We start from the raw sequence: 11263 nt of genomic DNA, 5'->3' as shown, positions 1-11263 counted from the left end.
CGGCCGGCTGTTTTCCCGCGTCCGGCCGCCCCTGCCACCTGACACGGAAGTTCCCAGCACATGAGCAAGATCCAGAAGGCCGTCATACCTGCCGCCGGGCTCGGCACCCGGTTCCTGCCGGCGACGAAGGCGACTCCCAAGGAGATGCTGCCGGTGGTCGACAAGCCGGCGATCCAGTACGTCGTGGAGGAGGCCGCCGCCGCGGGGCTGAACGACGTGCTGATGATCACCGGGCGCAACAAGCGTGCCCTCGAGGATCACTTCGACCGGAACTACGAGCTGGAGTCGGCGCTCACCCGCAAGGGCGACGACGAACGGCTGGTCCGGGTCCAGGAGTCCAGCGACCTGGCGACCATGCACTACGTCCGGCAGGGCGACCCGAAGGGCCTCGGCCACGCCGTCCTGTGCGCCGAGCCGCATGTCGGCGCGGAGCCGTTCGCGGTCCTGCTCGGCGACGACCTGATCGACCCGCGCGACCCCCTGCTGGCCCGCATGACCGAGATCCAGGAGCGCGAGGGCGGCAGCGTCGTCGCGCTGATGGAGGTCGCGCCCGAGCAGATCCACCTGTACGGATGCGCCGCGGTGGAGTCCACGCCGGAGGGTGACGTCGTCCGGGTCACCGGTCTGGTCGAGAAGCCGGAGCCGGGCGACGCCCCCAGCAATCTCGCGGTCATCGGACGGTACGTCCTGGACCCCGCCGTCTTCGGAGTGCTGCGCGACACGGAGCCCGGCCGGGGCGGCGAGATCCAGCTGACCGACGCGCTGCAGCAGCTGGCCGCCGACGAGAAGCTCGGCGGTCCGGTGCACGGCGTCGTCTTCCGCGGCCGCCGCTACGACACCGGCGACCGGGGCGACTACCTGCGGGCCATCGTCCGGCTCGCCTCCGAACGCGAGGACCTAGGCCCGGACTTCCGCACCTGGCTGCGCGACTTCGTGGCCACCGAGCTCTGAGCGACCGCTCCCGCGACACTCCACCCAGACATCCGCCCCAAGGACCAAGGAGAACCTCATGATCGGCATGATTCTGGCGGCCGGCGCAGGCCGCCGTCTGCGCCCCTACACCGACACGCTTCCCAAGGCCCTGGTGCCGGTCGGTCCCGAGGGGGACGAGGAGAGCCTGACCGTCGTCGACCTGACGCTCGGCAACTTCGCCGAGGTCGGCCTGACCGACGTCGCGATCATCGTGGGCTACCGCAAGGAGGCCCTGTACGAGCGCAAGGCCGCCCTCGAGGCCAAGTACGGCGTCACGCTCACGCTGATCGACAACGACAAGGCCGAGGAGTGGAACAACGCCTACTCCCTCTGGTGCGGCCGTGACGCCCTCAAGGACGGCGTGATCCTCGCCAACGGCGACACCGTGCACCCCGTCTCCGTCGAGAAGACGCTGCTGGCCGCCCGCGGCGAGGGCAAGAAGATCATCCTCGCCCTCGACACGGTGAAGCAACTCGCCGATGAGGAGATGAAGGTCGTCGTCGACCCCGTCAAGGGCGTCCAGCGGATCACGAAGCTGATGGACCCGTCCGAGGCCACCGGTGAGTACATCGGCGTCACCCTCATCGAGGGCGACGCGGCGGCGGAGCTGGCCGACGCCCTGAAGACCACCTTCGAGCGCGACCCGGACCTCTACTACGAGGACGGCTACCAGGAGCTCGTCAACCGCGGCTTCAAGGTCGACGTGGAGCCGATCGGCGACGTCAGCTGGGTCGAGATCGACAACCACGAGGACCTGGCCAAGGGCAGGAAGATCGCGTGCCAGTACTGACCCGGCTGATACCCGCGCCGGTCGTCGTCGACATCCGGGCCGGCGCTCTGGCGGATCTGGCGGGCGTCCTCGCCGATCAGCGGATCTCCGGCTCGGGCAAGCTGGCGATCGCGATCAGCGGGGGTTCCGGCCGGGCGCTGCGGGAGCGGCTCTCGGACAGCCTGCCGGGCGCTTCGTGGTTCGAGGTGGGCGGCGGCACGCTGGACGACGCCGTCAAGCTCGCCGAGGCCATGAAGTCCGGCCGGTACGACGCCGTCGTCGGTCTCGGCGGCGGCAAGATCATCGACTGCGCCAAGTTCGCCGCGGCGCGCGTCGGGCTGCCGCTGGTCGCCGTGGCGACGAACCTGTCCCACGACGGTCTGTGCTCCCCGGTGGCCACGCTGGACAACGACGCGGGCCGCGGCTCGTACGGTGTCCCGAACCCGATCGCCGTCGTCATCGACCTCGACATCATCCGTGAGGCGCCGGTCCGTTTCGTACGGTCCGGGATCGGTGACGCGCTCTCGAACATCTCCGCCGTGGCGGACTGGGAGCTCGCCCACCGGGTCAACGGCGAGGACATCGACGGACTGGCCGCCGCGATGGCCCGGCAGGCCGGCGAGGCCGTGCTGCGCCACCCCGGTGACCTGGGCGACGACGGTTTCCTCCAGGTGCTGGCCGAGGGGCTGGTACTCACCGGTATCTCGATGTCGGTGGCGGGGGACAGCCGTCCCGCCTCCGGCGCCTGCCACGAGATCAACCACGCCTTCGACCTGCTCTTCCCGCAGCGCGCGGCGAGCCACGGCGAGCAGTGCGGTCTGGGCGCGGCGTTCGCGATGCATCTGCGGGGCGCGCACCAGGAGTCCGTACGGATGGCCGGGGCACTGCGGCGTCACGGGCTGCCGGTCACCGCGGAGGAGATCGGGTTCAGCGCGGACGAGTTCGTCCAGGTGGTCGAGTTCGCCCCCCGGACCAGGCCCGGCCGCTACACGATCCTGGAACACCTGAACCTGTCCGCGGACGGGATCAAGGACGCCTACGCCGATTACGTCAGGGCGGCGGGGGCCTGAAAGGGGCCCGGTTTGACCGGGCTGTACGAGGCCCCGTAATCTTGACCGTCGGCGTTTGTTCCGCCACACCTCTGAGCACCCACCTCCCGCTCGTACGGGAGAGGCCGCTCGTCCAATCCGGATCGTCATGGGTCTCCGGACCCGTGTGAGCGGCTGGCTTCAGAGGTTTCCGCTTCGAGTGAGAGTGAGATCCGCGTGTACGCCATCGTGCGCAGCGGTGGTCGCCAGCACAAGGTTGCTGTCGGCGACATCGTTGAGGTTGACAAGATTCCCACCGCCAAGGTTGGCGACACGGTAGAGCTCTCTACCCTGCTCGTTGTCGACGGCGACGCCGTGACCAGCGACCCGTGGGTGCTGGACGGCATCAAGGTCCAGGCCGAGATTGTGGACCACCACAAGGGCGCGAAGATCGACATCCTTCGCTACAAGAACAAGACCGGCTACCGCCGTCGCCAGGGTCACCGCCAGCAGTACACGGCGATCAAGGTCACCGGTATCCCCGCGGCTGCGAAGTAAGGGACTGAGGAGACATGGCACACAAGAAGGGCGCATCGTCCACCCGGAACGGGCGCGATTCCAATGCTCAGCGGCTCGGCGTGAAGCGCTTCGGCGGTCAGGCCGTCAACGCCGGTGAGATCCTGGTCCGCCAGCGCGGCACCCACTTCCACCCGGGCACGGGCGTCGGCCGTGGCGGCGACGACACGCTGTTCGCCCTCGCCGCCGGTGCGGTCGAGTTCGGCACGCACCGTGGCCGCAAGGTCGTGAACATCGTTCCGATCGCCGGCTGATTTTCGGCGCTCGTCGAGCGGTATGACGTGGAGGCGGACCTCACTTCCTGTTACGGGAAGTGGGTCCGCCTTTCGCGTGTTGCTCCTAGAGGGAGCACGAGCGAGACATTTCTGCACGTATGTAACTGGAGGTTCCATCCATGACCACCTTCGTGGACCGCGTCGAACTGCATGTCGCCGCGGGTAACGGAGGCCACGGCTGTGCCTCCGTTCACCGTGAGAAGTTCAAGCCGCTCGGCGGCCCGGACGGCGGCAACGGCGGCCGTGGCGGCGACGTGACCCTGATCGTCGATCAGGCGGTCACCACGCTCCTCGACTACCACCACCACCCCCACCGCAAGGCCACCAACGGCCAGCCCGGAGCGGGCGACAACCGTACCGGCAAGGAGGGCCAGGACCTGGTCCTGCCCGTGCCGGACGGCACCGTCGTCCTCGACCGCGAGGGCAACGTGCTGGCCGACATGGTCGGCCAGGGCACGATGTTCGTCGCCGGCCAGGGCGGCCGCGGCGGCCTCGGCAACGGCGCGCTGGCCTCCGCCCGGCGCAAGGCCCCCGGCTTCGCGCTGCTCGGCGAGCCCGGTGAGGCCCGGGACATCGTCCTGGAGCTGAAGACCGTCGCGGACGTCGCGCTCGTTGGTTACCCGAGCGCGGGCAAGTCCTCGCTGATCTCGGTCCTGTCGGCCGCCAAGCCGAAGATCGCCGACTACCCCTTCACGACCCTCGTCCCGAACCTGGGCGTGGTCACCGCGGGCAGCACCGTCTACACCATCGCCGACGTACCGGGTCTGATCCCTGGCGCCAGCCAGGGCAAGGGCCTCGGCCTGGAGTTCCTGCGGCACGTCGAGCGCTGCTCGGTGCTCGTGCACGTCCTGGACACCGCGACGTTGGAGTCCGACCGCGACCCGGTCTCCGACCTCGACATGATCGAGGAGGAGCTCAAGCTGTACGGGGGTCTGGAGGACCGGCCCCGCATCGTCGTCCTCAACAAGATCGACATTCCGGACGGCCAGGACCTCGCGGACATGATCCGCCCGGAGCTGGAGGCCCGTGGCTATCAGGTCTTCGAGGCGTCGGCGGTCGCCCGTACCGGCCTCAAGGAGCTCTCCTTCGCGCTGGCCAAGGTCATCGCCGAGGCGCGTGCCGCCAAGCCGGTGGAGGAGGCGACCCGTATCGTCATCCGGCCCAAGGCCGTGGACGACGCCGGGTTCACCGTGGTCCTGGAGGACGACGGCATCTACCGGGTGCGCGGCGAGAAGCCCGAGCGCTGGGTGCGTCAGACCGACTTCAACAACGACGAGGCCGTCGGTTACCTGGCGGACCGGCTGAACCGGCTGGGGGTCGAGGACGAGCTCCGCAAGGCCGGGGCCAAGGCCGGCGACGGCGTGGCGATCGGCGCCGAGGACAACGCCGTGGTCTTCGACTGGGAGCCGACGGTGACCGCCGGTGCGGAGATGCTCGGCCGCCGCGGTGAGGACCACCGGCTCGAGGAGCCGCGTCCGGCCGCGCAGCGTCGCCGCGAGCGCGAGGAAGAGCGCGACGACATCAGCAAGGAGTACCAGGAGTTCGATCCGTTCGCGTAGGACGGATGTGTGGGGGGCGTGTCCCCGTACCGGGCCTTCCGGTACGGGGGCACGCCCTTTGCCGGTGCCGGGGAGAGTCGTCGCGCGGGTGTGCGGTCCGGGTACGGGTTCCGTACGCTTTCACCCGCCCCGGTACGCTAGGGGCCGGCCCGCCTGGAAGAGCGGGACAGCCCTGAGGTTCAAAGATTCGACAAAGTTTCACCTCGCGCACAACCCTGTGACTCTCCTGTCCGTCTTCCTTGTGCGAGGACAGGGCCTGCCCTCGTACAGCCGAGGGGGTAGGGGGAGCGTGGTGTGACCATCACGCGAGGCTGCCCTGGGATTGCCGCATGCCGCGGCCCAGCCGAAAGACGCAAGTGAAGATTTCTTTTCTGGTGCGCGACCTCTGCCACATGGGCGGAGTGGTCAGTGCCACGCAGAACCTGGCGGGTGCCCTCGCGGCCCGGCACGAGGTGGAGATCATCGCTCTCCGCAAGGTGCGGGACGAGTCCTACTTCCCGCTCGACCCGCGTGTCTCCGTGCGGGCCCTGACCGACCTGCGCAAGCACTCGCCGACCTCGGACCTGGACGACCCGCTGATCGAGGTCTTCCCCAAGGTCTATCCGGTCGACCCGGCGGAGAAGAAGCCGGTGGTCAGCCGGCTGGCCGAGCTGCGGTTGCTCGAATTCCTCGCGACCACGGACTCCGACGTCGTGGTGAGCTCCAGCCCGCGCAACACGATCATGCTCTCGTACGCCAAGGGCGACTACCTGCGGGTCACGCAGGAGCACTCGATGCCCTCGATCTACGCGAAGTACTACCAGGGCCGGCTGTTCAAGGCGTACCACTCGCTGGACGCCCTGACCGCGCTCACGCCCGAAGAGGTCGAGAGCATCGGCAAGCTGGTGCCGGGCGTACGCAACCGGCTGGCCGTCATGCCGAACTGCGTGCCCGCCGCCCCGGTGCAGTCCACGGGCACCAGCAAGGTCATCATCGCGGCCGGTCTCCTCAAGGAGAACAAGAACTTCGCGGCGGTCGTCGACGCCTTCGCCACCGTCGTCGCCAAGCGCCCCGACTGGCGGCTGCGGATCTACGGCGGCGGCACCGAGAAGGCCAATCTGCGCAAGCAGATCGAGGCTCTCGGCCTGCACAACACCGTGACGCTGATGGGTCCGGCCGCCCCCGTCTCGCCGGAGTTCAGCAAGGGCTCGATCTTCGTGCTGCCCTCCAAGCGGGAGGCGTTCGGCAATGTGATCGTCGAGGCGATGGCGGCCGGTCTGCCCGTCGTCAGCACCGACGCCGACCACGGCCCGCGCAACATCATCACCCACGGCGAGGACGGGCTCATCGTCCCGCGCGGTGACACCGCCGCCATGGCCGACGCCATCCTCGAACTGGTCGAGGACGACGAGCGGCGCATGCGCATGGGTGAGGCGGCCGTGCGCAACGCGGTGCGTTTCCACGAGCCGGCCAGCTGCGAGCGCTTCGAGGCGATCCTGCACGACGCGGCCGCCCGCCGCGCCCTGCCCACGACCGCCACCGCGCAGGTCGACCCCCAGGGCTCGGTCCGCATCGACGTCGGCGCCCTGCCCGCGCAGGCCCACGGTGCCGAGATCGCGTGCCGCCGCATCGGCCGGAACCCGGCGGAGGAGCGGTTCGCGATCGAGCCCGACGGCAGCGCGCTGGTGCCCTGGCGCGGGGGGCTGGCCGAGGGGACGTGGGAGCTGTCCGTCCGCACGGCCGCGGGCCACGAGGTGCCGCTCACCGCGGACGGCTACGGCTGCGACGTACGCGAGGTTCTCAATGTGCCGTTGCCGCGCGACGACCGGGGGCCGGCCATGGAGCTCCTGCTGCCGCACCGGGGCGAGGGCGACCGCCTGCGGATCCGCAGCGTGGTGCGCGACACGCATGTCGAGGTGGACGAACTGGCCGTGGGCGACGACGACTTCGAGCTGCGGGCGGTCTGCTGGGGCGCTCCCCTCGGCACGGGCGCGGCCCTGGAGGCCGTGAACCGCAGGCAGAAGGACCAGGTGCTGACCGTCCCGGTGACCGCCGGCGAAGGCGGCCGGTTCTCCGGCCGTGTCGGCTTCGGCCTGCTGGTGGGGGACCACGAGGGGCCCGAGAAGATCTGGGACGTGTGGCTGCGTCCCGAGGAGGGCGCCGCGCGGATTCCGGTCGGCAAGCTGGCCACCGACGTGCTGGAGCCGATCGGCGTGTTCACCTTCCCGCGGCCGGTGATCACCGTTTCGACGCCGCCCGAGCCGACCCTGCTGACCAGGGTCAACCGTCGCGTCGCCAGAAAGCTGAAGTGGAAGGGCTCCTCCCAGGCCGCCGCGCCGGAGGGTCCCGTGAAGGTGGAGATCCGCCCCTACTTCACGGCCCTTTCGCAGTTCGCCTTCAAGACGGTCGACGTGTAGGACGCCGCCTGACGCGGAGCGGCCGCCGGATCCCCGGCGGGAACGAAGCACGAAAGGGGGCTGCCCCCGGCCTCGCGGCCGGGGGCAGCCCCCTTTCGTCCTGTCGGTGTCCGGGCGTCAGTGCCCTTCGGCCGCCTGCTCCAGCATCCGGTCGACGACGCGCTGCGAGGCGTGACCGTCGTCCAGGTCGCAGAACAGCTCGTGGAAGCGGTCGAACCGGTCCTTGTACTCCGTCGACAGCACGTCGATGTCACGGATGGAGCTGACCAGCTCCTCCGACGTACGCACCAGCGGCCCGGGGGAGTCCTTCTCGAAGTCGAAGTAGAACCCCCGCAGGGTGTCGCGGTAGTGCTCCAGGTCGTACGTGAAGAAGAGCATCGGCCGCTTGAGGTGCGCGTAGTCGAACATCACGGACGAGTAGTCGGTGATCATGATGTCCGAGGCCAGGTACAGGTCCGCGATGTCCGGGTACTCGGAGACGTCGAAGACGAAGCCGTTGCCCGCGCCGGGCACCGCGTCCACCACGTTGGAATGGCGCCGGATCAGCAGCACGTGGTCGTCCCCGAGGCGCCGACGGGCGTCCTCGAGATCGATCTGCAGGTCGAACTTGTACTGCCCCGCGCTGTGCGACTGGTCGTCGCGCCAGGTCGGCGCGTACAGCACGACCTTCTTGCCGGCCGGCAGCCCGATCCGCTCCTTGACCTCCGCGGCCCTCTGGTCCCGGTCCGGGGAGTAGAGGTAGTCGTTCCGCGGGTAGCCCGCCTCCAGGATCTCCCCGTCGTACGAGAACGCGCGCTTGAGGATCGGAGTGCTGAAGCGGTTCGAGGAGACGATCATGCTCCAGTTCTTCGCCTCCAGGGCCAGGCGGTTCTGGTACTCCTTGTCGAAGTGCAGGGTGTCGATGTCATGCCCGATCTTCTTGAGCATGGTGCCGTGCCAGGTCTGCACGATCACCTGCCCGGGGCGCCGCTCGACCCACTCCGGGAGGTGTCCGTTGGTCACGATGTAACGGGACGTGGCCAGCGCCTCGAACCACTCGCGGCCCCACATCCGTACGACGTCGACCGTCTCCGGCACGACGACCTGGCCGTCGCGGACGGCCCACAGGTGCTTGAGGTCGCTGCCCCGCCGCACCAGTTCCTCGTGCATGGCGCGAGGACTGTCGGAGTACTGCTTGCCGTTGTAGCTCAGGTAGAAGACCTGGTCGCGCAGCGGCTCGTTCCGCAGGGGCTCGTAGACCTCGCGACGCTGCTGGAGCAGACGGTACGGGCCCCGCTCCAGGTCGCTCAGCTCGCTGCGGCAGTTGAGCTGGGGGTAGTCGATCCAGCGCGCCTCGAACCAGTAGCGCCGCCCGTTCAGCACGGTGTGCAGCGGGAAGTCGGGGGCGGCGAGCCGGTCGATGGCGAACGGGACGTCGGAGTCCGTCAGGCCGGGGCGGCGCAGGAAGAAGTTCCAGCGCCCGGCCTTCAGCGGGACGTTGCCCGCGCCACCCATGACGGAGGGGTCGAACTCGGCCTCGAAGGAGCCCTCGGACAGCCAGCGCGCGGAGACGATGCGCTCGTCGAACCGGTTGGCCGACTTCACCAGGAAGTCGGAGCCGGTCAGCTGCGGGTGGCTGCGTCCGGAGATGACGATCCGGCCGTCGCGGAGGGCGATCTTCTCGATCACCGCGCGGCGGGTGCGCCCGGAAATCTTCAGGTAGCCGTTGTTGCCGCCGACCACCGCGATCTCGTTGCGCTCGGCCTGGGCGCCGAACGACTCGGGCAGCGCGAACTCGACATCCGGCAGGCCCTCCTTGAGGACCGTGCTGAAGCGGCGCTCCTTCTCGTCGGCGCCGGTGGCGACGAGAACGGTGCTCCAGCTGCGCTTGCGGGGCTGGGCCTGCTTCTCGACCGCCTCGCTGGTCACCAGGGCCACGTCGGCGACCGGAACCCGGGCCGTGAAGGGGGTCAGACCGGCGGAGCGGGGTTCCAGGACGACGGGGTACTCGATGATCTCCCCGCCCCCGTCGGTGCTGATCCGCAGCTGCACCTTCTCGTCGGCGGCCAGGGGGACCCGGATCACACCGGTGATCTCCAGGTGATCGCCGTCCATGCGGCGGCCGGTGATCAGCGCCCGCACCTTCTCGATGCGCAGTTTGAAGGCGCTGCGCTCGATGGTCGGGACCATCCGGTATTCGTCGTCGAGCCACTGGTACGGCGGGTAGTTGGCGGCCGAACCGCTGGTGGTCGCGATGCCCGCCTTGCGGACGAGGCCGGAGGTGAACATGCCCACCCCGACGTGCCAGGTGCCCTCTTCCCACTGGTTGTTCTTGCGGAGCTTCGTGGGGTCGAGCGTGAAGTCCCAGCCGGACCAGTCGTAGTTGTAGCGCTTCTGCCCGGAGTCGGTGGTGCGCTCCGGACGGTAGACGTTCTTGGCGGACATGATCAGACGGCGGCGCGAACCGCCCTTGCGCAGCTGAATCACCTTCATGGAGCTGCGCCGGCCGGGGAGGTCGATCCTGTCTATCCAGGCGTCACCGGAGAGCAGGAGCTTGCCGCCCTCCCACCGCGCGGAGCGCAGCGAGGTCCGCAGGTCCAGATCCCGGTCGATGCGCAGGGCCGTCTTCGGCAGGCTGATGCCGCTCTTCTCCAGAGACCCGAAGGAGGCGTACTTGCGAAGACCGCCGGAGACCTCGATGGGCTCCTTGCGGCGCTGATCGGCGAGCAGGGCTATCAGTTCCGGGATCGCGTGCTTGCGCACCAGCAGCCACTGCACCCGGAGCGGGGTCGGGAGGCCCATCACGATCTGGGGGTCGATGCTCGACAGGAAGCGGTTGGTGGCTTCCAGGAACGCCGCGTGGAATTCGGCGTCCGCGTCGGGCAGCACGTTCAGGAAGAGCCGCAGGTCGTCCTGGAGCACGCGGGTGTCGTACTCGCGCTTGTACCGGGCGAACTCGGGGCCCGGCCGGCCGGCGAGGAATTCGCTGACCGTCGTGACCGCGGTGACCCGGTCCCGGATCGCCTGCGGCTCCTTGCGGCGCTGGGTGATCGAGGGCGCGGCCTCGCCCTCGCGGAGCCGCCAGTAGTAGACGGGCTCCCCGATGATGTCGATGGCCTCGGCGAGGTAGTGCGCGGGAAGCACGACGGGGATGTCCTCGTGGAGGATGCCCTCGGGGAAGGCGAACTCGTGCTTCTCCCAGAACGTGCGCCGGAACACCTTGTTGCAGGCGATGCGGTCGGCGACCAGTTTGGGGACCTTCGAAATGTGGGTCCGCTTGCGCGCCTCGCCGGCGAGCATCCTCAGCAGCGGCACCTGCCAGGACCGCTCGCCCTTGAGGTGGAACACGTTGCCGGTGGCGAAGTCGGAACCCGTCTCGTCGAGGCTCTTCAGCATCAGACGGTAGGCGTCCGGCGGGATGACGTCGTCGCTGTCGACGAACGTCAGGTACTCGGAATCCGGCGAGATGTTCTCTATGCCGGTGTTGCGGGCCGCGCCGAGACCGGCGTTCTCCTTGCGTACCAGGGTGAAGCGCGGGTCACGAGCGGCGTACGAGGCTGCGATGGCGGCCGAGTCGTCGGGGGAACCATCGTCGACCATGATGACTTCGAGGTCCTGGAAGGTTTGTGCCTCCAGGGAGTCGAGACATGCCGCCAGATAGTGTTCGACGTTGTAGATCGGGACGATGACGCTGAGCCGAGAGGCCATG

General features: G+C 69.1%; 8 protein-coding genes. 7 read left to right on the top strand and 1 reads right to left on the bottom strand.

The genetic code is table 11. The annotated features are described in order from the left end of the window. The first annotated feature begins 60 nt into the window (after positions 1-60). The 7 genes from galU to E6R60_RS05260 all read left to right on the top strand — a co-directional run bounded on the left by galU (position 61) and on the right by E6R60_RS05260 (position 7575). Positions 61-951 carry a UTP--glucose-1-phosphate uridylyltransferase GalU gene (gene galU / locus E6R60_RS05290; protein WP_136325221.1) on the top strand — a complete coding sequence of 297 codons (891 nt, stop codon included), beginning with the start codon at positions 61-63 and terminating at the stop codon, positions 949-951. A 58-nt stretch (positions 952-1009) separates the two neighbouring features. After that, complete coding sequence (locus E6R60_RS05285) at positions 1010-1762, top strand: phosphocholine cytidylyltransferase family protein (RefSeq protein ID WP_136325220.1); 753 nt, start codon at positions 1010-1012, stop codon at positions 1760-1762. Next, positions 1750-2811: an iron-containing alcohol dehydrogenase family protein gene (locus tag E6R60_RS05280; RefSeq protein ID WP_136325219.1), complete on the top strand. Its 1062-nt coding sequence runs from the start codon at positions 1750-1752 to the stop codon at positions 2809-2811. Before E6R60_RS05285 ends, E6R60_RS05280 begins: the two co-directional genes overlap by 13 nt. A 195-nt stretch (positions 2812-3006) precedes the next feature. Continuing rightward, entirely contained in the window at positions 3007-3327 is a 321-nt protein-coding gene (gene rplU, locus E6R60_RS05275) for a 50S ribosomal protein L21 (protein WP_018551604.1), read from the top strand. Positions 3328-3341: 14 nt separating this feature from the next. Then, the gene (gene rpmA / locus E6R60_RS05270) at positions 3342-3599 is read left to right on the top strand and encodes a 50S ribosomal protein L27 (RefSeq protein WP_018103204.1); all 258 of its coding nucleotides are present in this window, start codon (positions 3342-3344) and stop codon (positions 3597-3599) included. 140 nt (positions 3600-3739) lie between these two features. Further along, positions 3740-5179 (top strand): GTPase ObgE, encoded by a 1440-nt coding sequence (obgE, locus tag E6R60_RS05265; RefSeq protein WP_136325218.1) that lies wholly within the window; start codon positions 3740-3742, stop codon positions 5177-5179. Positions 5180-5535: 356 nt separating this feature from the next. Then, a complete protein-coding gene (locus tag E6R60_RS05260; RefSeq protein ID WP_240802395.1) occupies positions 5536-7575 on the top strand; it encodes a glycosyltransferase in 2040 nt (679 codons plus the stop codon). A gap of 117 nt (positions 7576-7692) precedes the next feature. Here the strand turns inward: E6R60_RS05260 and E6R60_RS05255 are convergent, their stop codons facing one another. After that, positions 7693-11262: a bifunctional glycosyltransferase/CDP-glycerol:glycerophosphate glycerophosphotransferase gene (locus E6R60_RS05255; protein WP_136325217.1), complete on the bottom strand. Its 3570-nt coding sequence runs from the start codon at positions 11260-11262 to the stop codon at positions 7693-7695. Position 11263: the final 1 nt, after the last annotated feature.

Source organism: Streptomyces sp. A0642, assembly GCF_004795105.1.
Taxonomy (GTDB): Bacteria; Actinomycetota; Actinomycetes; order Streptomycetales; family Streptomycetaceae; genus Streptomyces.
This window is presented reverse-complemented; position numbering and strand designations above follow the sequence as displayed.

Bases quoted from the DNA above. Each gene is read 5' to 3' on its own strand.
- galU (WP_136325221.1), top strand. From the start codon at position 61: ATGAGCAAGATCCAGAAGGCCGTCATACCTGCCGCCGGGCTCGGCACC.
- E6R60_RS05285 (WP_136325220.1), top strand. From the start codon at position 1,010: ATGATCGGCATGATTCTGGCGGCCGGCGCAGGCCGCCGTCTGCGCCCC.
- rpmA (WP_018103204.1), top strand. From the start codon at position 3,342: ATGGCACACAAGAAGGGCGCATCGTCCACCCGGAACGGGCGCGATTCC.
- obgE (WP_136325218.1), top strand. From the start codon at position 3,740: ATGACCACCTTCGTGGACCGCGTCGAACTGCATGTCGCCGCGGGTAAC.
- E6R60_RS05255 (WP_136325217.1), bottom strand. From the start codon at position 11,262: ATGGCCTCTCGGCTCAGCGTCATCGTCCCGATCTACAACGTCGAACAC.